32 protein-coding genes and 1 pseudogene are annotated in these 21,244 nt (G+C 42.5%); all 33 read left to right on the plus strand.

Translation table 11 applies throughout. From position 1 onward, the window contains the following. Positions 1–37 precede the first annotated feature (37 nt). Positions 38–1,021, plus strand: coding sequence for a P-loop NTPase family protein (locus C558_RS0115530; protein WP_018757212.1), 984 nt, complete (start codon positions 38–40; stop codon positions 1,019–1,021). Further along, positions 1,015–1,527 carry a GrpB family protein gene (locus C558_RS0115535; RefSeq protein WP_018757213.1) on the plus strand — a complete coding sequence of 171 codons (513 nt, stop codon included), beginning with the start codon at positions 1,015–1,017 and terminating at the stop codon, positions 1,525–1,527. The genes C558_RS0115530 and C558_RS0115535 overlap by 7 nt, the downstream gene beginning before the upstream one ends. 278 nt (positions 1,528–1,805) lie before the next feature. Next, entirely contained in the window at positions 1,806–2,381 is a 576-nt protein-coding gene (locus tag C558_RS0115540; protein WP_018757214.1) for a hypothetical protein, read from the plus strand. A 220-nt stretch (positions 2,382–2,601) separates the two neighbouring features. Further along, complete coding sequence (locus tag C558_RS0115545) at positions 2,602–3,600, plus strand: phosphotransferase enzyme family protein (RefSeq protein WP_018757215.1); 999 nt, start codon at positions 2,602–2,604, stop codon at positions 3,598–3,600. Between the two features lie 35 nt (positions 3,601–3,635). Then, the gene (locus C558_RS0115550) at positions 3,636–4,184 is read left to right on the plus strand and encodes a GNAT family N-acetyltransferase (protein WP_018757216.1); all 549 of its coding nucleotides are present in this window, start codon (positions 3,636–3,638) and stop codon (positions 4,182–4,184) included. 27 nt (positions 4,185–4,211) lie between these two features. Further along, positions 4,212–4,778 carry a YdcF family protein gene (locus C558_RS0115555; protein ID WP_018757217.1) on the plus strand — a complete coding sequence of 189 codons (567 nt, stop codon included), beginning with the start codon at positions 4,212–4,214 and terminating at the stop codon, positions 4,776–4,778. A 161-nt stretch (positions 4,779–4,939) separates the two neighbouring features. Continuing rightward, positions 4,940–5,371, plus strand: coding sequence for an 8-oxo-dGTP diphosphatase (locus C558_RS0115560; RefSeq protein ID WP_245583809.1), 432 nt, complete (start codon positions 4,940–4,942; stop codon positions 5,369–5,371). A 25-nt stretch (positions 5,372–5,396) separates the two neighbouring features. After that, positions 5,397–5,945, plus strand: coding sequence for a GNAT family N-acetyltransferase (locus tag C558_RS0115565; protein WP_018757219.1), 549 nt, complete (start codon positions 5,397–5,399; stop codon positions 5,943–5,945). Then, positions 5,942–6,448, plus strand: coding sequence for a hypothetical protein (locus tag C558_RS0115570; protein WP_018757220.1), 507 nt, complete (start codon positions 5,942–5,944; stop codon positions 6,446–6,448). Before C558_RS0115565 ends, C558_RS0115570 begins: the two co-directional genes overlap by 4 nt. A gap of 35 nt (positions 6,449–6,483) precedes the next feature. Further along, a complete protein-coding gene (locus C558_RS31135; RefSeq protein ID WP_245583810.1) occupies positions 6,484–6,837 on the plus strand; it encodes an NUDIX hydrolase in 354 nt (117 codons plus the stop codon). A 283-nt stretch (positions 6,838–7,120) separates the two neighbouring features. Next, a complete protein-coding gene (locus C558_RS0115585) occupies positions 7,121–7,624 on the plus strand; it encodes a hypothetical protein (protein WP_018757223.1) in 504 nt (167 codons plus the stop codon). A gap of 157 nt (positions 7,625–7,781) precedes the next feature. Further along, complete coding sequence (locus C558_RS0115590) at positions 7,782–8,321, plus strand: GNAT family N-acetyltransferase (RefSeq protein WP_018757224.1); 540 nt, start codon at positions 7,782–7,784, stop codon at positions 8,319–8,321. A gap of 63 nt (positions 8,322–8,384) precedes the next feature. Further along, a complete protein-coding gene (locus C558_RS31140) occupies positions 8,385–8,999 on the plus strand; it encodes a dienelactone hydrolase family protein (protein WP_018757225.1) in 615 nt (204 codons plus the stop codon). Beyond that, positions 8,980–10,029, plus strand: a complete 1,050-nt coding sequence (locus C558_RS0115600; protein ID WP_018757226.1) for a hypothetical protein — start codon at positions 8,980–8,982, stop codon at positions 10,027–10,029. The genes C558_RS31140 and C558_RS0115600 overlap by 20 nt, the downstream gene beginning before the upstream one ends. A gap of 202 nt (positions 10,030–10,231) precedes the next feature. Then, on the plus strand, positions 10,232–10,837 hold the full coding sequence (locus C558_RS0115605; protein ID WP_018757227.1) for a class I SAM-dependent methyltransferase: 606 nt from the start codon (positions 10,232–10,234) through the stop codon (positions 10,835–10,837). A 294-nt stretch (positions 10,838–11,131) separates the two neighbouring features. Then, complete coding sequence (locus C558_RS0115610) at positions 11,132–11,398, plus strand: CD3324 family protein (protein WP_018757228.1); 267 nt, start codon at positions 11,132–11,134, stop codon at positions 11,396–11,398. A gap of 140 nt (positions 11,399–11,538) precedes the next feature. Then, positions 11,539–12,588 carry a phosphotransferase enzyme family protein gene (locus C558_RS0115615; RefSeq protein ID WP_018757229.1) on the plus strand — a complete coding sequence of 350 codons (1,050 nt, stop codon included), beginning with the start codon at positions 11,539–11,541 and terminating at the stop codon, positions 12,586–12,588. Positions 12,589–12,606: 18 nt separating this feature from the next. Next, positions 12,607–13,587 carry a GNAT family N-acetyltransferase gene (locus C558_RS0115620; protein WP_018757230.1) on the plus strand — a complete coding sequence of 327 codons (981 nt, stop codon included), beginning with the start codon at positions 12,607–12,609 and terminating at the stop codon, positions 13,585–13,587. A 310-nt stretch (positions 13,588–13,897) separates the two neighbouring features. Then, entirely contained in the window at positions 13,898–14,131 is a 234-nt protein-coding gene (locus C558_RS0115625; protein WP_026263942.1) for a hypothetical protein, read from the plus strand. A gap of 25 nt (positions 14,132–14,156) precedes the next feature. Next, on the plus strand, positions 14,157–14,543 hold the full coding sequence (locus C558_RS0115630; protein WP_018757232.1) for a hypothetical protein: 387 nt from the start codon (positions 14,157–14,159) through the stop codon (positions 14,541–14,543). A gap of 301 nt (positions 14,544–14,844) precedes the next feature. Continuing rightward, positions 14,845–15,678 (plus strand): P-loop NTPase family protein, encoded by an 834-nt coding sequence (locus tag C558_RS0115635; RefSeq protein ID WP_018757233.1) that lies wholly within the window; start codon positions 14,845–14,847, stop codon positions 15,676–15,678. A 16-nt stretch (positions 15,679–15,694) separates the two neighbouring features. Then, positions 15,695–16,282 (plus strand): O-methyltransferase, encoded by a 588-nt coding sequence (locus C558_RS0115640; RefSeq protein WP_245583811.1) that lies wholly within the window; start codon positions 15,695–15,697, stop codon positions 16,280–16,282. 80 nt (positions 16,283–16,362) lie between these two features. Further along, on the plus strand, positions 16,363–16,977 hold the full coding sequence (gene yqeK / locus C558_RS0115645) for a bis(5'-nucleosyl)-tetraphosphatase (symmetrical) YqeK (RefSeq protein WP_018757235.1): 615 nt from the start codon (positions 16,363–16,365) through the stop codon (positions 16,975–16,977). A gap of 15 nt (positions 16,978–16,992) precedes the next feature. Beyond that, positions 16,993–17,241, plus strand: coding sequence for an NUDIX domain-containing protein (locus C558_RS31145; RefSeq protein ID WP_018757236.1), 249 nt, complete (start codon positions 16,993–16,995; stop codon positions 17,239–17,241). Further along, positions 17,235–17,414 (plus strand): NUDIX hydrolase, encoded by a 180-nt coding sequence (locus C558_RS35200; RefSeq protein WP_169445387.1) that lies wholly within the window; start codon positions 17,235–17,237, stop codon positions 17,412–17,414. Before C558_RS31145 ends, C558_RS35200 begins: the two co-directional genes overlap by 7 nt. 113 nt (positions 17,415–17,527) lie before the next feature. After that, positions 17,528–18,145 (plus strand): NUDIX hydrolase, encoded by a 618-nt coding sequence (locus tag C558_RS0115655; RefSeq protein ID WP_018757237.1) that lies wholly within the window; start codon positions 17,528–17,530, stop codon positions 18,143–18,145. Positions 18,146–18,194: 49 nt separating this feature from the next. After that, entirely contained in the window at positions 18,195–18,350 is a 156-nt protein-coding gene (locus C558_RS34285; protein WP_018757238.1) for a hypothetical protein, read from the plus strand. 4 nt (positions 18,351–18,354) lie between these two features. After that, complete coding sequence (locus tag C558_RS0115665) at positions 18,355–18,891, plus strand: YfiT family bacillithiol transferase (protein ID WP_026263943.1); 537 nt, start codon at positions 18,355–18,357, stop codon at positions 18,889–18,891. Between the two features lie 45 nt (positions 18,892–18,936). Then, a pseudogene (locus C558_RS31150) lies at positions 18,937–19,436 on the plus strand (NUDIX domain-containing protein). Next, on the plus strand, positions 19,429–19,578 hold the full coding sequence (locus C558_RS35205) for a hypothetical protein (RefSeq protein ID WP_425413942.1): 150 nt from the start codon (positions 19,429–19,431) through the stop codon (positions 19,576–19,578). Before C558_RS31150 ends, C558_RS35205 begins: the two are co-directional and overlap by 8 nt. Further along, positions 19,541–20,074: a cysteine hydrolase family protein gene (locus tag C558_RS0115675; RefSeq protein WP_018757241.1), complete on the plus strand. Its 534-nt coding sequence runs from the start codon at positions 19,541–19,543 to the stop codon at positions 20,072–20,074. Before C558_RS35205 ends, C558_RS0115675 begins: the two co-directional genes overlap by 38 nt. Positions 20,075–20,112: 38 nt before the next feature. Continuing rightward, a complete protein-coding gene (locus C558_RS0115680) occupies positions 20,113–20,619 on the plus strand; it encodes a GNAT family N-acetyltransferase (RefSeq protein WP_018757242.1) in 507 nt (168 codons plus the stop codon). A gap of 203 nt (positions 20,620–20,822) precedes the next feature. After that, positions 20,823–21,236, plus strand: coding sequence for a GNAT family N-acetyltransferase (locus C558_RS0115685; protein ID WP_018757243.1), 414 nt, complete (start codon positions 20,823–20,825; stop codon positions 21,234–21,236). The last annotated feature ends 8 nt before the right edge of the window (positions 21,237–21,244 follow it).

Genomic DNA, 21,244 nt, shown 5'->3' on the forward strand with positions numbered 1-21,244 from the left:
AAGAATGCGAAACCCCAAATAGATTAGGAATGATCGTATGATAGATACTAAAATAATTCTTGTCGAAGGTTTGCCTGGATCAGGAAAATCAACGACTGCTCAATTCATATCCCAATGCCTTTCAGACAGCGGAATTGCGAACAAGTGGTGGTATGAGGAAGAAGAAGGGCATCCTGTATATATGTTTAATGATGATGAATCTATGAAAGAAGTCATAAATGATCTTGCTAATGGAGATTATCAAAAAGTAGTGAATAACGCTTTAGAACAATGGAGGAGATTCTCCGACTCTTTAATGAGAATAGATCAAGTAATCCTCATAGATAGTACTTTTCTAGGGTATTTAACTTGGACCTTATTTCCATTGGACGTGCCAGTTAATGAAATTGAAAAATATTTGGCTGAAGTTGAGCGTATTATTAGTCCATGGAAACCAGCTTTGATTTACTTCCATCAACGTGACGTGCATAACTCACTAAAAAAAATATGTGACAAGAGAGGAGATACGACTACAGAGCGATTTATCCAAAATGCCAGTGAATCCAAATATGGCATTGCAAGAAAATTAGTGGGATTTGACGGAATGGTTTCATTCTGGAAAGATTATCGTCATTTCACGAACAGCATCATTGAAAAAACACGAATGCGGAAGCTTTCAATTGAGAATTCTGAAGGGGATTGGGATAAATACCTACTAGAAATCATGGAATTCTTAGAGATATCAATGTCTAAAAAAGTAGTAATTCGAACTGAAGATATGGATTCTTATACGGGGATTTATAAATGCGGCGAGATGATATGTGAAGTATATCGAATGAATAATGAGTTGTATATGAATGGAATACAACAAATTTGGCCTAATAGCAGACTTTTACCAAGAATGAAGAATCAATTTGAAGTCGAATCATTACCCATAAAAGTGACTTTTAGTTCTACGAAGATTCATATGGAAGGGCCAAGATTATTCGATGGAAGTGTAGAGAAGGTGTTTAGTAAAGGGGGAGATTCCACCACATGCTAGGTCTACCAAAAGGGCAAGTATTTATCGTCCCTTGGAATGAAAAATGGATGCTTGACTACGAACAAGAGAGTCATAGAATAAATACAAAATTAAATAAATTCAAAGTAACGATACATCACATAGGAAGTACCTCGATACGTGACCTCAGTGCTAAACCTATTATTGATATTGCGGTAGAACTAGATCATTTTGATGATGGTTTGTTATGTGTTTCTGGTCTAGAAGAACTTGGTTATCGATATCATGGTACCAATCTACTGCCAGAAAGACATTATTTTAATAAAGGAGAACCACGGACACATCAAATCCATATGTATGCGAAGAATAATCGATATCTAAAAGAACAGCTTTTATTTAGAGATTATTTGAACTGTAATGAAGAAGCAAGACAAGAATATCAAGAGCTCAAGGAAAGGCTTTCGAAAATATATAGCACGGATAAGCACGCTTATGCAGATGCAAAGACGGAGTTTATAAATAACATTATTCTAAAAGCAAGACGATAAGTAGACGAGCAAAATAAAGTATGGGGACAGGGATGATTTAATGATAGCAGGTACTATGGTCTTGGATTTATGGTAAATAAGAAGTTAAACATTTGGAAAATAGTCAGCTTAATTATTATGAGTGGAGGCGTTTTGTCACCAATTGGTCTAGACCCTAAATGGATATATTTTGTAACATTTTTACCAGGAAGTGTTCTATTAATTATCGTTAACCGGTACGAGGTGAAATTTAGAAATAATATTGATTAAGGTGGTTCTTATGAACGGGGGATCAATAGATGTTTGAATACGTGACGCACTACTATAAACAAAATTCAGTGCCTTTTCAAAGTTTGTCCGCATTATCTGAGCCGGAAGCGCTCAAAATTATGGAAGAACTTCGAGATAATTCGCCTATGTTTGAGAGGTTTAATCATCCGATGGAATATTTGGAGAACAGAGCTCAGACAGAAGTATGGTTATGGAACAGTTTCATTCAAAAAGGCGGTAAACCTCCAGAGCGGTTTCCAATCTACATGGTGCTGGGCCATTCTTCTTGGCTAGATACGCGTTCATTCGATTATGGTCATGCAATCAATTCCGTACAAATACCGCTATCGATTTTTAGTGAAGATGATATTACGTTTACGGTCCCGGATAGTATGGTTTCGTTCAGTTATAACAAAGATAAGCCGCAGCAATATTATCGTCCTGAGTATCATGGGCACATATTCACGCTTAGTGAGGCTAAAACATTATTCCATCCCGAACTGAATAACATGTTAGAGACAGAATTGCCGGAGGGTACCATTCCATACATTGAAGCGCAAGTGTGGAATCATCAATTAATTCGCACGCATTTTCAGATGGATTAGATCGTTATATTTTCCGCATGGGGGATCTGCGCGACGTAGATTCCTTTTTCATATGCCGCTAACATCGGTAACCTCTTGACTTGGGTTTATTTAACATACAAGATAATAATAGCAATTATTTTCGAGAATCTATGCTGTGATTGAAGACGTAGACTAACGATGGATTGCCGTTGGCAATAAAAACCAACATGGGGATTTAGCATAAGAAGAGGTGGATGTCATGGAACAACAAGTCAAAGAGCTGATGAATGACCGACTGCTTGATCAAGCGGCGATTACTTTTGGATTACGTCTATCTGATTTACAGGTGATCGGTGGGTTTCAAAACTTTGTCTATGAATATGAGAAGAACGGCAAGAATTACATCTTTAGAATGACGCATAGCTCCCATAGGAATGCAGATCAAGTGCGAGGAGAGCTCGAATGGATTCAATATCTCTATGATCATGGCGTGTCAGTCAGCAGACCCATCCCTTCACAGCATGATCGACTCGTTGAGGTTATTGAACAGGAAGATTCCTATTTTATCATCACTTCATTCGAGAAAGCACTTGGTAAGAAGATCTTCTATCCAGAATGTATGAATAATGATTCATTGTCAGAGCTGTGTGGAGAGATAACGGGGCAAATACATGAATTTTCTAAAATGTACGTACCTAGCAGCAAGTCAATTACGCGTCATCATTGGACAGATAATTACTATTTAACACATATGAAGAAGTTCATCCCTTCACATCAGCACGAAGTTCTCAAAGGCTTTGATCAGCTAACGAATCAGATCAATCTTTTGAATAAAGAGGCTCGTTATGGGCTTATTCATGGCGATATCAATGTCGCGAATTTCATGCTCGATCACAATAAAATCATGCTTTTCGATTTCGATGAATGTCAGTACAGCTGGTATGTCGAGGATATTGCCATTCAACTTTTCTACATGGTCTATGTTGTACTTAATGATTCGATTGATGAGAGAAATAATCAGGCTAGGAGATTTCTACATCATTTTCTTAAAGGCTATGAACGATACACATCCATGGATAGTGAATCGCTTCAACACATCAGCTTATTCCTGCGACTTAGGGAATTAATTGTTTATATTGGGATGCACCGAAGTTTTGACCTAACCAATTTAGATGATTGGACAAGTACATATATTCAGGAAAGCAGAGCAAGGTTGGAAAAAGGAATTCCGATCGTAGAAGGACTTTTAGGATTATGATTTTGAAATCTGGTCAAAGAAATGGAGGTAGTTCAATGGAAATCAAAAAATTAGTGCACTTAACAATGGATGAAGTCGTATCTTTAGGCGATTTTGGGTATGTTTCCAGTCAGAAATATGAAGTGAAGAAAGAGGAGTCTTTGCAAGCAGTTTCTATCAACATGAATCTGATCGATCTTGATGAACCCTATGTTAAACAAGAAATGAACGAAGAAGATGATCTTAACCGATATGAGGAACTCGTTAAGCAAGGCTATTCGTTAGGCCTCTACATCGATAATAAACTAGCAGCGCTGGCCATCTCAGAAGGGCAGACTTGGAATAATACGCTCATGTTATGGCATCTGCATGTTCACGAAGATCATAGAAGGCAGAAATACGGGCACATGCTGCTGAACAGGGTCATTGAACTGGCGCAAGAAAATGGCTTTCGAGCGATAACCTTAGAAACGCAAAATACGAATGTTCCAGCGATCCAGTTTTATAAACAATGTGGCTTTGAGATCGAAGGCATTGATTTGTCTATGTACGATTTAGGTGAAGGAAATGAAGAGGTTGCACTGTTTATGAGAAGAAAGTTTTGATTCGAGGTATATAAAGGAGCGACAGACATGCGTTATCCTTTTGATTGTATTACGGAATTCATGTTTTTCGAGACAGGCGTAGAGCAATCGGATCTAATCCTTATCCCTGGCGGCAGCCATCCTCAACTCATGGAGAGGGCTGCGGAACTGTATCATCAGGGCATGGCCCCATATATATTACCGTCTGGGGGACCAACCTCTCACGTTAACTCAACAGAATGGGAGTTCCTACAAGATGTCGGAATTCGATTAGGTGTTCCGGAACATGCGATATTACGAGAAGACCGTGCTACGAATACCTTTGAAAATGCAAGATTTTCGTGGAAGGTCATTCAAGAACACGGATTAGTCCCCAAGAAAGTCATCTTAGTATGTAAATCATACCATGCAAGACGTGCCTTACTTACTTATCAGACTGATTTTCCGATGGATGTTACTTTCTATGTATGCCCCGTTACGGATAAAACAGGTACAACCAAGGATAACTGGTTTACTGAAGATACGAAGATCAAATATGTCATGAACGAACTCGTTAAGGTAGGCCAGTATTTTGCGCATCACATCCCCAACTGGGTTAACCGTGAACAAGATTAATATAATAGAGTTTCTCAATCAAAAACGATAAAGAATTCGTTCACCGTTTAAGTAAGGCTGACAATGCTGTTGACATAGCAGAGGCATACGTTCGAAGAAGTTTAAGATTTTTATTATTTTTAAAGGAAGTGTTCCCATTGCCCAACGTAGAAATGACCAACATGTGCATGATTTATGATCCAACAACGGACAAGGTGCTTGTTCAAGATCGGATTAAGTCTTGGAAAGGCATCGCATTTCCAGGAGGACACATCGAAGATGGCGAGAGCATTATCGATTCTACGATCCGAGAAATAAAAGAAGAGACGGGGTTAACGATATCTGACTTAGAGCTATGTGGGATCGTATACTGGTACAACGATGCAACGGGTGATAGATATCTCGTGTTTAGTTATCGGACAGAGGTGTTCAGCGGTCAGTTGCTAGATGAGACCGAAGAAGGTCGTCTTTTCTGGGTAGATAAAAATGAATTATCATCCCTTCCTCTAGCAGAAGGTTTGAAAGAACGGTTACCACTGTTCCTGGATAAGAAATATTCTGAAGGCTTCGGGATTTGGAATGAACATCATCAGACGGAATTGAAATGGCAGTAAATATGGAGCAAAAGGGAAAGAGGGAATGATCATTTTAAACAAAGACGGTGTCATCATACGTACCCTAGCCGAAAGCGATGCGCTGCTGCTCCTTAAATGGCTGTCAGATCCTCGTGTTTTAGAATTTTTTGCGGGTCGAGATAGACCCTATGATCTTGCATTGGTACGCGAACACTTTTTCAATGAAGAGGACGATGCAACGTGTTGTATCATTCAATACGATGGCGTGGATATCGGGTATATTCAGTTTTACCCCATATCTGAAGAGGATTACGAGGAATTTGGATATCTTCAAGATGAACGCATTTACGGTCTGGATCAATTCATCGGTGAAGTGGATTATTGGAATAAGGGTATAGGAACCAAGCTCGTGAAGGCAATGGCGGAATATTTAGTGAAGGAAATCGGAGTGGATAAGATTATCATGGATCCTCAAACATGGAATACGCGGGCATTAAGTGTGTATGAGAAGTGTGGATTCCGGAAAGTGAAGCTATTACCTGAACATGAGTGGCATGAGGGCCAGATGAGAGATTGTTGGTTAATTGAATATGATGGAGCAGAGGATTCTTGAACATAAGACGAAAACATTGGATTCTTATCGTAGTATTACTCGCTATCCTCATCCCATTTACGATAAGCTATCTCAACTATTCGAAAATAAACGTTAGTGACCAATATGCGGATGAATTCAGGAACAATCTATTCGAGAACTTGAATCGTAAAAAGCCGTTCACCATGGACGAAGTGACCAACTTCGCGTGGGACCGGATGCATGTCTTTGGCCCCTACCTATCTCGGGAGCAGATGCAGCAAGTGACTGGCAGGAAATGGACTAACAATCGCACCTATATCGGATATCTTTTAGGGGGATTAGGGTTGGATGATTTTCCGCTGCTAGACGAGGGTTACCACAAGCTAGTATTTATCAATCAAGAGAAGGTTGTCCTGGACATTACATTAGAACGCTATAACGTCGATTTTTTATCGATCAAGGAACTGCGCAACAACGATCGAACCAAACTTATTGTAGAGGATGGTACTCATGTTAAGCTTGATCACGGAATTGCCGACTGATAAGTCATTGCGTACCCATACTACCGGATGGAAACATGATGATGGTCTGGGATCGGGATGAGCAGGGATTAACGACGATCGGTGGCAGGTTGGAGGCGAACGAGACATTAGAAGCTGGTTTAGACCGAGAAGTCATGGAAGAGGCAGGGCTCTTATTGGCAGATGATCGAATCCCATTTGCAGCTTGGTACTGGGAGAGCACGGATACCTATACGGTATGGTTTCTAGCCAAAGTCAATACAATGGTACAAATGCCTGAAGGGTTCGAGAAAACCGGCTGCGTGATCATGAATTTTGAGACGGCCATACAGATGATTATGCGATTAGAAGGTATGGGGGAGCGGGTTGAGATCATTAGAAGGGCAAGAATCTTGGCTGAGCAAGGCTAATGAGGAGAGTACATGAGTAAACGTTGGATAGGTGGTGGCTGCTGTCATCGCAAACGTTGCAGTCGTCATTTGGATCCAACTGGATGATGTTAATGAAATATATAACCTCACAGAGAGATACGTCGCTGGACCAGCAAAGACGATGGAAGAAGCGAACTGCAATTGCTAGGAAAATAATAGAAGGTAGATGAATGTAGGAGATACGGTCATCACCCAATAATCTGCTAGTGAAAAATTAGAATTGTGATTATAATAGATCATTATGCTTCTAGGAGGAAAATTCTTGAAAATAGCACTTCTATTATTAATGCTCATGGGTTCCTACAGTCATGAGGGGATAAATTCAGGGGATATTAATGTCCTGCAAACACACCCTACCGACAAAGAGTTACGACTTTATATGGATGAGAACAAAATCAAACCCCTAGATATACATGTTCAACCAAAGGAAACGCTAATTCTAACGGAAAATGAACTCATCCGTGTTGAGAAAGACCCGATCGAAGGTGAATTGTTGTCCATGGGCGTTGGATGGGAGCCTGCATCAAGCGAAGTGAAGGCCTATGCAAGAATCAATGATGGATTGCTGTATTTTGTCGTGTATGACGACGAACTGATGAAGAAAACCCATACACTAGATATCGGTAATTCCAAACAAAGTAGAATCATTGAATATCATGGGCAAAAAGGAATGTTTGTTGACCTAGGAGATGAATTTGACGCAGGTGGATCAATCAATTTCTTGGATAAAGAAGGAGATATCATTCATCAAGAGGCTTTCTGGTAAACCACCGGCGGAGGATCGCCGAAGAGAATAGACTTCAATGACTTGCCAAAACCGATCAGGGTATTTGGCTATTTTTTTATCGGGGCATTGATCATGATGGCCGTGATCATATTCATCAGTGCATGGATGAAATAACACGAAAGCGAGGAGAACGATCATGGAGTTTCCTGTCTTAGAAACGGAAAGATTAAAGCTTCGACAACTGCGGCTTGATGATGCATCAGACTTGTATGATTATTTTTCCAATGACGAGGTAACGGAGTACTACGATTTAGCCACCTTTACAGAACGTAAACAAGCGGAAGATTTGATTCAAATGTGGATAGACAGTTTCAGCCGTCTACGTAGCATTCGATGGGGCGTCACATTGAAATTGGAAGATCGCGTCATCGGAACCTGTGGTTTTCATAAATGGTCGCAGAAGAATCGCAGAGCTGAGATCGGCTATGAATTATCTCCTGCGTACTGGCGTCAAGGGTATATGAGTGAAGTATTGGATGCGGTTATCAGGTGTGGATTTCATGAGATTGGATTGAATCGAATAGAAGCGCAGATTTTTCAAGATAATATCGGTTCGAGAAAAGTGTTGGAGAAAGCAGGGTTTGAGGAAGAAGGTGTGTTGCAGGACTATTTCTATCTGAAGGATAGATTTGTGGATGCCGCGATTTTTGCGATATTGAAGAGGGATATATGCTGATTCGAAATATGGCTAAAATCGGATTTTTAGTAATGTGATAGACGAAAGACGGAGGTTTCCATAATGAATACTAACGCACGAAAAAACGCACTTGTCATCATCCTACACGAAATATATGGGGTCAACGATCATACATACTATTACCGGGACATGTTGGTCCAAGAAGGTTATGACGTGCTTACCCCCGATCTGTTACATGGTCAAGCATTTACATATGACCAAGATGAGCAAGCGTATCACTTTTTTGTGAATGAGATTGGGTTCGATCAAACGGCTGCTGAAGTAAAGCAAATGGTGCTCGCGAACCGGGAGCGTTATGACCGAATCTTCCTGATGGGCTTTAGTGTCGGGGCAACCCTTGCGTGGATGAATAGCGAAATTGGTGTAGACGGCATCATCGGATTCTATGGATCAAGAATTCGAAATCACCTATATATTGTGCCGGAATGCCCTGCTTTATTGTTCTTTGCGAACCATGAGAAGTCATTTGATGTATTGGCGTTAGCGGAGAGACTTCAAGGAAAGAGTAACACAACAATTGAGGTAATCGAAGGCGAACATGGATTTATGAATCCGTTCCATCCAGCCTATAAATCGGATGAATCTATGACATGTATAGCGGTGACCAAGGAATTTCTTCACAAGGAGGTTTATAAAGTTGGAGCGAATCAACCATAAAGTCGAGTTGGACAACTATCATTTTAGCGGCTTAGAGGCATCACAGATTGGAGCTCTTCTATCTGTTCTGAACTATTACAAGGTGCCTACTTCCGCATCATGGATCTATGGGATGACAGGCATGGCTTTTCTTCTGGTGCATGATCACGGTTTCAAGAAGCCCAATGCTGGACCACCAGAATCGCAGATTTTCAAGCTGGCGCGCAATATTGGATTGGACATAGAAGGGGTACACACTTACGCGGAGCAGGATCAGTTCAGAGCGCTTCAGCAAGACATTTGGCATCAAGCTTACACCGCTATTGATCAGGGATACCCTGTTTTTGCGAAAAATCTAGATATTGAAAATCAAACCTCTCTTGTCTATGGGGTGGATGCAGAGGGGTATTATACGCACTCGTGGCATGGCGGTGAGGGACATGAGAATTGGGATGATGTCATTCCGTGGGATCAGCTTGGTCTTTCTTATTGTCCATGTCGTTACTGTCGCAACCGCAGCGCTCTAAATCCTATTGCTAGTGGACCAAGACTCATCTCATTACATTGGGCGAAAATAATCCCAGCAATCGAGCCATTGGATGCGCTAAGAGAAGCTCTTCAATTTGTCATTGCCTTGAATCAGCAGGGTGTGATGTATTGGCATCACCATACGTATGTTGTAGGCGAACAAGCATATATCGGGTGGATGAAGGCGCTTGAGCACAATAAAATAGAGAAATATTATTTTAGCCTCACCCTCGAAGCGATTGCGGATGCAAGAAGAAATGCCGTTCACTTCTTCAATGAATTGAAGGATTTAGGGCTTGGAATCTCTTCAGATCTGATCGACGAAGCGATGGAGAAGTACACCCAGATTGCAGCAAATTATACGCATTTGGTTCACAAGTACCCTTATGAACAGCCGCGTGAATTACTGGATGACATGGACAGACAAGCGTGCATCGAGATCTTGCGGAAATTGATGCAAGACGAGAAGCAAGCGCTAGGAATCCTCGTGAAGCTGCTTGAACAGATCGAGACGATGGGGTGAGATGATGTATGGCGTAGTCATTCATTTCGATCCGAATACAGAACAAATCATCAAGAAGCTCTGGACTGAGCTAAGGGACAGAGGGATTTCTAACTATGTATAACAATCAATCGAGTCCTTTATCTCAGCCCATCCAGAAGTGTACTAAATAGATATAGCATCGCATTGACATAATAACTGCTAACTTCATGGAGGTATCATCGTGAACAAAGACAAGCTTATACATAAATTCGATAAACAGGCACGCGTGTATGATCGCAGAAGGAAGAACGCCTCGGACAGAAAATGGAGGGAACCACTGGTATCTTGCGCTTATGGCAAAGTACTAGAGATTTCTGTTGGCGCGGGTGCTAATTTTCCATTTTACCCGAAGGGTGTGGAAGTCATTGCCGTGGATTTCAGTCATGAAATGCTGTTGTCCGCGCAAAGGGGCGCTGCGGAACATCGCCTGAACGTAGAGTTCATTCGTGCAGATGTTGAGTCCCTATCATTCGATCCGAATACATTTGATACGATCGTGTCGACGTTATCTTTTTGCGGTTACGAGAATCCTCTGGTCGTGCTAGCTTCATTGAATAAGTGGTGCAAGCCTGATGGGCAGATCCTTCTGATGGAGCATGGTGCAAGCTCCAAACCGATGGTTCGGCATATGCAGAACCTCATCAATCCCATGTTCCGGCGAATGGTAGGCTGTCACTTGAACCGAGATACGATGGGCATGCTGCAGCAGGCAGGCCTTAGCGTAGAGCGGGAAGAGCACCATTGGATGGATATGATCCATTTGATATGGGCACGTCCTAAGAAGTGATCATGATTCTGTAGCGATTTATTGAAATCATATCCTACAGAGGAAGAAATATGTTATAGTTAAGGGAATTTATGGTTGATTCACCATCAACATGAGAAAGGAGGCTTCGTATATGTGTTTAACCAGATTTATAATCAGCTCCATGCAAGTCTATATTACGAACAACGGCGGTTGTTTGTGTGGAGCTATAAACTAATAACCGTCATCCATTGATGCATGAATGCATGGTCATGTTCGTCATATAGACTTTGCTACCTTAAAAAAGCAATATAAATTTTAAGGAGTAGAGCGAATATGAAATATATCAATGCAGATGTTGTCCTTCCCGATCATTTACTGAAGGAATTACAGAAATATGTGCCAGGCGGCATGTTATATGTCCCGAAGCCAGCAGGGCTTCGCAAGAAATGGGGCGAAAAATCGGGAAGCAGGGTGTATCTTAGCCGTAGAAATGAAGAGATTCGTCAGAAATTCTCGGTGGGTACCTCGATCGATCAGCTATCAGACCAGTTTTGCCTATCCTATGATAGCATTAAGAAAATTGTATATTCAAAAAAGTAGTTCATAGAAGTCACATTGGATGTCATACTAATGTGGCTTTTTTGTGCATAGAACAGTTTGAAATATTTTCTGCCTATATTTGTCGTTATTTCCTTATTTATAATGTTGAGATATACCAGACTTCAAAGCGGGGGTACGACATGCAAGATTTTTTTCAAATGGACACGGATGAGAAACGGTCATCCTTATTAGCAAGGGCAAGGCAAGTCGCTCTGTCCGCCATGGAACAATACCATTTAGCGTGGGAACACATTACATTCATTCAATTATCCGACTCGATTACGTATAAAATAGAAACTTCTTCAGGAGAAACGTATCTGCTTCGCATTCATGCCGATCGATGCACGAAGGAGCAAATCCGCTCCGAGCTTATTCTGCTGCAATTCCTGAGTCAAGAGGCTGGGATGACGGTACCCACGGGGCTGGCGTGCAAGGATGGAGCCTGTATCTTGGAGGTAGCTACGGAAGTGGGCTATCGAAGTCCTTATGTCACCATCATGCGCTGGGTGGAAGGGGAATCGCCGTCAGGTGAGATGACAGATAGCGATGCCTACAATATGGGCGTCATGGCGGGCAAACTGCATGATGCTGTGGCGCAATTCAACCCTCCAGGTCATTTTGTTCGACCAACATTGGGTGCAGAGAGTTTTAGAGAAGAAGTCGCTCGATTAGAGACCTATCATGATCGGTTTCTATCGAATGCAGCTTGGGGGATGTACCGGTCTGCTGCGGATCAAATCTTAGCTTCCCTCGCGGATATAAATAAGAATAACGATAATTATGGTCTTATCCATGGAGACCTGCATACCGGGAATATCGTGTTCCATGATGGTATGCCTTTTCCGATCGATTTCGGCCGCTGTAGTTACGGATATTATCTGTATGACGTGGCCAGCACGATCCTTGGCTTATATCCGAAGCATCGAGCCATGTTCATGCAAGGCTATCTACAGGTTAGAAGCTTGACGGAGGAGGATCTTCAACATCTGGAGACTTTCTTCGTCATGGTGCTGATCGGAAATTATTCGCATCATGCTGCCAATCCAGCAGAAATAAGCAATTTAATCGGTGAACAACCCTATGCGCAAGCGATTATCCGGGATTTTTTGCGAGTAGAGCCGTTTCTATTTCAAGAGATTAAGCCGGTGGAGATTGAGAGTGGATCTACGAATGCGACGATTATTATATAGAATTAGAGGAGAATATCGATGAATATTATTATTCGACCAATGGTCGTTCCTGATGATTATGATGATGTAGCGAAATTGATCAATCTCATTGCATCGGAATTGGTTACGGCTAAGGATTTAGCGGAGGATGATGCACGGATTCCTGCTGTTGGTTCGCTAAGTCGCGATGAAGAAGGACGGTTAACCGGGCATGATCGACCGCGTTGGATTGCGGAAGACGGTGAGGGGAGAACGATTGGATATGCACATGCTTGGCGTGCGCCGTGGTCAGCGCCAGGTGTGTTATATGAGCAAATCATTGTGGATCCAAGTGTACGGAATCAGGGTGTAGGGTGTGCGCTCTATGAAGTGCTAATGACGTATACGTCGGAGGTGCAAGCGAATCGCGTGATTTCCGATCTTCGAGATGATGATCCGGGTTCTTTGGCATTTACAGCCAAGCGAGGCTTCACACAAGAGCGGCATTTGTTCGAATCATGTATTGAATTATCTAATTTCAGCAGTGAGTTATTAGAGCAGCCTGCCCATTTCGATAACGATTCCTTACAAATGGTAACATTAACCGATCGGCCTGGTGAGGCCTTTGAACAATGGTTATATGAGTTGTATCGAACGACGCACGAAGATATTCCTGGCTTTGAAGGGGTGTACATGTGGTATAGCGAATGGCGCAAGTGGACGCTCGATAAAGAGGACTTTGACAGGTCATTGGCACTGTTGGTTCTTGATGATGACCGCCCAGTTGGCGTCGTGCAGCTTACGGCACATCCAGAATCGGAGAGTCTGTACAACAGCTTTACGGGAGTAGATGGCGCGTATCGAGGTCAAGGGATTGCTAGAGCGCTGAAAATACAATCGATTCGTGAAGCGTTAAAGAGAGGCTATCGTTATATTCGCACGAATAATGACTCGCTCAACGCGCCGATGCTGAATATCAATCGAAGCCTTGGATACCAACCGGTTCCTGGGTATTACATGATGACGCGTAACATCGAGTAGCTGTGGTGAAAATAAAGGCTAGAGTGTATTTGCGCAAGAGATAATGGTTTGATCATAAGGCTTGATGTCTTTCCTTTGAAAGGCAAAGGGTCTTTTTTTTTGCAGCAAAATTGTACCGGATTCTGAGGTCGACGCCCCTCTGACAAAAGGAGTAAACACTTAAAGGAAATTTAGGGTTTGTTCCCATAGTTACGATTTTCGCCCATATGTTATAATTATCCTTATGGTGAACATTATGTTAATTTAGGGATATCCCACATACCATGTGGGTTTATTTGTTATCACGTAATGGGAAGAGGAAGTGTTCAATATCAGTAATATTGACAAACGAAACAGATTGGATGAAGAAATATTCACTTACAAACAGACGAAGGATAACAAAGTGTTCATCTATTGGATGGGTAAGCAAGTGACGATTCTATCTGGGAAGCATAGCGAGAAGTTTATGGAGAGAATCGCGAATACGGATTTCAAGGAAGCCCAGTTAATCATGGCGAAAGTCACGGGGAATTTTAAACGCGGAAATGAGAAGGACAATAAATAATAAATACGTTTGCCGAGGTGAGTTGATGAAGTTCGTTCGCAAGGGATGGAATCGTTATGTGTTCTTTATTTTTCTTACGGTTGGATTGATTTTTCTAGCCTCTTATGGAATCAGTTATTATTATGAATTCGTATATTCGACCGTGACCTTTGTAATTGGATTAATCGTATTGCTGATTGGTATTTATGGATCGATGCAGGGACGGTCCTTTGGTAACCGAATGGTTGTGCCTGGGTATAACTCGATCCATTCGACAATAGAGCTAGAGCGGGAAATGCAAGAGATTAAGCGCCAAGGACCATACATGTATACATTAGAAAATAGAGTGATGAGATTCCGAAGCGTGCCGTTCGCATTGATTATCTCGGGGCTGATTAGCTTTGGGATTACTTATTTTATTGGTTCAGCTTAGTTACAAAAGTTGAAAACTCGCCTTGCATCAACAATGGAGCCTTCTTCTGTTCAGAAGAATCATTCAAGATGAGCTTGGACGGGTTTTGTTTATTAAGGGAAGGTTGAATATTGTGAATCGAAGATTGCCCGGAAAAGCTAGATGGATCTTTCATTCGCTGGGTCTGGAACTATAACAAGCAGACAAGGCAACAGGTGCTGCAACGGCTTAAAGGACTGGATTCCAGTAAACGTATATTCGTATTGAAGAATCGAAGAGATGTGAGAGAGCTGATAGAGCAGCTTCAGAAGGAGTAGTGCACATGAACCCAACAAAACTCATTATAGTCGAAGGTATACCCGGATCAGGGAAAACATCTACAGCTCAATATATCAAGGACAAGCTTGATATGGACCAGATTTCGAATCGTCTATATCTAGAGGGAGATGTGAATCATCCGGCTGATTATGAATCAGTGGCATGTCTTAACGCAAGTGAGATAGGAAACCTTCAAAGGAAGCACCCTTTGTTTATGGAAGCGATAGCTCCCTTTATACAAGTTGTCGATGCATATCATCTAATCTACTATGGAATATATCAAGAACAACATCCTATCGATGTGGATCAGGATGCCATGGATGAATTGCGTAGATTCGATGTATATGAATTATCCGTTGATACATATCAAGAGTTGATAGCACGCAGATGGCAAGAATTCGTTAGTAATGCTCAGAAGTCCAAGGAGATCGTTATTTTAGAATGCTGTTTTCTTCAGAATCCAATGACAATGATGTTCGGTCGACATAATTGTTCCCTATCCGTAATAAGTGAGTTTATCAAGAGATTAGTGGCTATTATTCAACCGTTAAGTCCGAAGTTAATTTACTTCTATCAGGATGATATTAGAGCTTCATTAGATCGAGTGATCCAAGAACGATCGAAGGAATGGCTGGAATACTTCATTTGGTATTTCACAGAACAGGGGTATGGAAAATCTAATGGGTATGAAGGGCTGACCGGGCTATGTGAAGTGCTAAAGAAGCGTAAACACTATGAGTTAGACATCATTGATCAACTTGATCTTTATAAATTGGTCATTAATAATTCGGCACGCGATTGGGAAGACGTCTTACAGAAAATAAGCAAATTTATTTAATAAACACGGAGGGATCATGATGGAAGATCACAACAATATTCACGTTCCTGCTTCAACTTCAATCCTTGTTCATAAGGCATCAGAAATCGGTTTTATAGCCTCATGTGATGAACTAACGGGAAGTTTCCTTCGGATGCTTGTAGCGTCCTATAGACGTGCCAATATTCTTGAATTGGGTACTGGTGTAGGGTTTTCAACCGCATGGATTCTGGAAGGGATGGATCAGGAGAGTCGTTTAACCACCGTTGAAATGGATGAAGTTTGTGCAACCATTGCCAGAGAGATTTTAGGAGATGATCCACGGGCAACCTTTGTGACAGAGGATGGTGGACATTTTATCGAAAAGCATGCGAATGAGCAATACGACGTGATCTTCGCAGATACGTGGCCCGGAAAATTCTATTCAATCGAAGAAGCACTGAACATGGTAGCTCCAGGGGGATTGTACATCATTGACGATCTGAATCCGCAGCCCAATTGGCCAGAAGGCCATGGTTCCAAGGTGGAGGCGCTGATCGCGTATTTGGAGACGAGAGAAGATTTCTTTATGAGTAAATTGAACTGGTCCACCGGATTGATCCTCATGACGAGGAGAACTGCATGATCTTGTTGACGGGATCGCCGCGCACATAGGGATCAGATTGTAGAAGAAATAGCAGAAAATATTTTTATAGGAGTGTACTTATGAAATTTGTATTGCTGCCTTTTATCGAAGGATTTAATCAAACGGGTGACTTAACGCAAGATATCACGTACTTTTTTCAGATGAACGATGACCTCAGAACGTTAGAGCATACTTTGCAGGTCGCGAGAGAAGCTGAGCGCATTGCTGGGCTATATGGATTAGATCCAGAGCAGGTTGTTCAAGCCGCACTGCTTCATGATATTAGTAACGTTATTCCGATTTCTACGATGTTAGATGCAGCTGAAGCGCTGGACATTGAAATTCTCGATGAAGAACGGAAATACAATCGAAGTGTACACCAGAAGCTATCCAGCTGTATGGCGCGTGAGATTTTTGGCATTACAGATCAGGACATATTGGATGCCATCGAGAGCCATACAACACATCAGGTGAATGCGAGTCTTATTGCCAAAGTATTATTTGTCTCTGATAAAATTTCATGGAATCTACCTGGGGAACACCCGCACTTACAAGAGATGAGACGCCATGTGGATGCACTCGAAATCGATCAAGCGATACTGATCTACCTCAATCAGATTTGGGAGCAAAGGCATAAGCTGAAACTTGTCCACCCATGGTTGATCGAGGCGAGGGAAGAGCTGCTGAGAAAGTAGGTGCAAGGAGAACCCATGAAACTAATTAAAGAAATCTATCAACAGGGTGCGAAATCACCAGATACAGAAATGCCGTACCGCATTCGCAAAGCTGCAAGAGCCATCGTATGGAACGATGCCAAGGAAATGGCGCTCATGCACGTGTCATCGGACGGTTATTATAAGCTCCCTGGTGGAGGAATCGAAGCAGGAGAGAGCAATGAGGAAGCGCTTCGACGCGAGGTGCTCGAACCCCTGAAGAAATTGCCCTGCGGGAAGTGTTAGAAGAGACAGGGTACGAGTGCACTATCATCGCTCAGATTCCAGGAGAGTATGTGTCAGATACATGCACGACAAAGTATTTTTTGATGAAACCGACAGGCGTAATCACGAATCATGACTTCGAGACAGAGGATGTTGCGTGGTGTGACCCAAGCGAAGCATTCGAGAGGATCTAGCTAAGCAGGACACCAAAAGGAGTAGAGCGAGATACCCAAGCGCTGAAAAACGCTATCGAGACACGGAAACGATTCGTCGTATCAACATAAGACTGTATGAGGAGGTTTTTAACATGCAATTGAAATGGTTAGAGTGGGCGAAGCAGATCCAAGCCATTAGTCAGAACGGTCTGGCATATTCCAAGGACATCTATGATCTAGAACGATTTCAACAATTGAGAGATCTAAGTATCGAGATTATGCGAGAGTACGCTGATGTGGAGTCTGAACAGATTCGGGCGCTTTTTGCCAATGAGACAGGGTATGCTACGCCGAAAGTGGACGTACGTGGTGTTGTTTTTAGAGAGAATAAGATTCTCCTGGTCAAAGAACGTCTGGATGGAGCATGGGCATTGCCTGGGGGTTGGGGAGACATTGGTCTATCACCGAAAGAGGTCGTTGTCAAAGAAGTATGGGAAGAGTCAGGATTTGAGGTTGAAGCGGTTCGTCTCCTAGGCGTGATCGATAAGAAATTTCATAACCACCCGCCTTCTCCGTTCCACGTCTATAAGTTCTTTATTCTGTGCAACATCATTGGCGGTGAGGCCAAAGAGGGGATGGAGACGCTGCAGGTCGCATTTTTCGACGAGGAGAATCTACCTGAGCTGTCAACGGAGAGGAATACGGAAGAGCAAGTGAAAATGTTGTTTAACTACCTTCGAAATCCGGGGCTTGACGTATTTTGTGACTAGAAGGTTAAGTGAGTAAGTGAGATTATCCAAAGGGAATGAGGGATGAGCAATGAGTTTTTCGTGGGGATTAGCCATCATCCAACTGTTATGGATCTTAATCATTGGTGTATCTATTTACCTGCTGGTACTTCTAATCAAGCTTGCTCGTCGAGGGATCCAAGCACTTGATAAATATATTGCAGACCGACCAACACGGAATAAATAGGCATATGGATAATAGAATGCTAGACCCTATACGGTTTCCCATCGGTCAGTTCGAACCAACAATAAATATAACGGATGAAGATCGTAACAATCTGATCCATCAGATCCCCGAAATGAGTCATCGATTGAGAGCAATAACACAGGATCTCAGTCCAATTCAATTAGACACACCCTATCGGCAAGAAGGATGGACCATTCGGCAAATCATTCACCATCTTGCAGATAATGATATGAACGCATACCTTCGATTCAAGCGGGCATTGACGGAACATGAGCCAATGTCGAGCACATATCGAGAAGATCTCTGGGCGGAACTTCATGATTATCAGCATATTCCTATCGAAGATTCAATATTTTTGCTTGAGCTGCTTCATCGGCGTTTTTACATCCTTTTGCGTGGAATGGAGCCTGTGGATTTTCATAAGAAGCTGCGAACTGCAGTGTTAGGAAACATCACGTTGGATATTGCGCTCCAACGATTTGTATGGCATAACCGCCATCATATGGCACAGATCGAATCATTGATTTACAAATACTGCTAGGAAGTGATCCCATTGGCAGATGCATTAACGCATAAAATATATACGATGTGTATGGTACAGGACGGCTCGAAGGTACTTCTTATCAATCGACCGGATCAAAAAGGTTTTCCAGGTTATATCGCACCGGGGGAAAGGTGGATTTTCCAGAGAGTATCGTTGACGGTGCGATCCGTGAAGTTCGAGAAGAGACAGGGCTAATCGTGAAAGACATTATATATAAAGGTCTGGATGAATTCTGTGAACCGAATCAAGGGCTAAGATATATGGTATTCAACTATTTGGTTACCGCTTTTGAGGGTGAATTGCTTAAGAATCCGCCAGAAGGCGAGTTGTTATGGGTTGAAATCGATGAGGCTCTTCAACTGCCGATGCAGGATTGGTTCAAGCGCAGGTTGCCATTGTTCTTTGAACCGGGAACATTCGAGCTCAGTTTTATATGGGATGATGTGCAGCAGAAGACATTGCATGAGACGGTAAAGAGTTATGGTTCGGGAGAAAGCGCTAAGGTGGGTTCGATCTCGAAAGGGGAGTGTACCCATGTCTAGACTTATCGGAGATCGCATCCTTTTAAGAGAATACCGTCAAGAAGATATTCATTGTATACGGCAATGGTGTAATGATCCGGAGATTGTAGACGAAGAGGTGAACTATGAGGACATCGAATCAGCAAGCATTAATTATCATTGATGTCCAGAATGCAATGTTCGATCCATCGGACCCAGTCTATCAGGGTGAAGCATTGCTTCACAAGATTCAGGGCTTGATCACCAAGGCTCGCTCAAATCACATACCGATTTTCTATGTGCAGCATGAGGAAAGGGAAGGTACGCCGCTTGAACGTGGTTCGCAGGGGTGGTTGATTCACCCGTCTATTGCGCCGCAAGAGACAGATGTGATTATTCACAAAGAAACACCGGACTCCTTCTTTGAGACGAAGCTAAGACAGGAACTGGTACAGCGGGATATTAACGAAGTTGTCCTCGCAGGGATTCAGAGCGAAATATGCGTAGACACGACATGTAGAGCAGCTCGCAGCCAGGGTTATCAAGTTACGTTAGTGAAGGACACGCATAGTACATGGGATTCTAACGATCTTACGGCGGACCAGATTATTCAACATCATAACAATGTATTGCAATGGTTCGCGAGCTTGAAGAATGCGGATGAGGTCACTTTCGAATAAATATCAGCAAGATAACAATCAGGAAAGTAGGGATTTCGATGAACATTCAGTGCCGAACCATACATGAGGGCGATCCGGCGATCATCTCTAGTGCATTCGCAGAACAGGGTTGGAACAAGCCGCAAAGCCTGTATGAACGATACGCTCAGGAGCATCAGAAGGGCGAACGCGTTACGATCATCGCTGAGGTGGACGGTGTTTTTGCGGGATACCTGAATGTGCTGTGGCATTCGACTTATCCATCTTTTCGTGCACAGGGGATTCCCGAAATTAATGATTTTAATGTCCTCATCCGATATCGCCGTCAAGGCATTGGTTCGATCTTAATGGATCAAGCAGAAGCCGTTATCAAGGAGAGATCAGCGGTAGCAGGAATAGGTGTGGGCCTATTCTCCGATTACGGGAATGCTCAGATTTTGTATGCGAAGCGCGGTTATATTCCAGATGGGAAAGGCATACATAACGGGGAAAAGTATATCGGGTACGGAGATCATATTCGGATTGACGATGATATTGCTCTATTTTTAACGAAGGAATTGCGGTAAATGAAAGCTACCTCGGCCAGTGGGAGCTCCAGACCAATCCGACGGAAAGCAATAAGAGAGCACAGTCCTTCTGGAGAAGAACGATTCAGCAGTATACTTCTTCCGGTTTCAAAGAGGAGCAGCGCGAGACAAGGGATGACGGGGAAAAGTTGATATTTAGATTCAACAATGCAAAGAAATAAGCAGCGATAGGGGAAGATCTTATGAACATGGTATTTGGTGATATTCTGATCAGCACGGATCGATTGAAATTAGATTTTGATAAGATCTATCAGTTGCTATCGATGACATATTGGGCTGACAATAGACCCGTGGACAAGGTGCGCAAATCAATCGAACATTCGTTATGTTATGGCGTGTATCAAGGGAATCGGCAGATTGGTTTCGCACGTGTCATTACAGATTGGGCGACAACCTATTGGCTGTGTGACGTGGTGATCGATTCCGAGTTTAGAGGGCAAGGCATTGGCAAGAAGCTCATTGACACGATCATTCATAGCGAGGATTTACAAGGCTTATCTGGATTTCTGGGAACGGCGGATGCACATGGACTTTATGAGCAATATGGATTTGTGAAGGACGACAATCGATTTATGGTTCGGCGGCCTCAAATTTGAAGGTGAGG

The sequence above is a fragment of the Paenibacillus terrigena DSM 21567 genome (assembly GCF_000374845.1).
Taxonomy (GTDB): Bacteria; Bacillota; Bacilli; order Paenibacillales; family Paenibacillaceae; genus Paenibacillus_K; species Paenibacillus_K terrigena.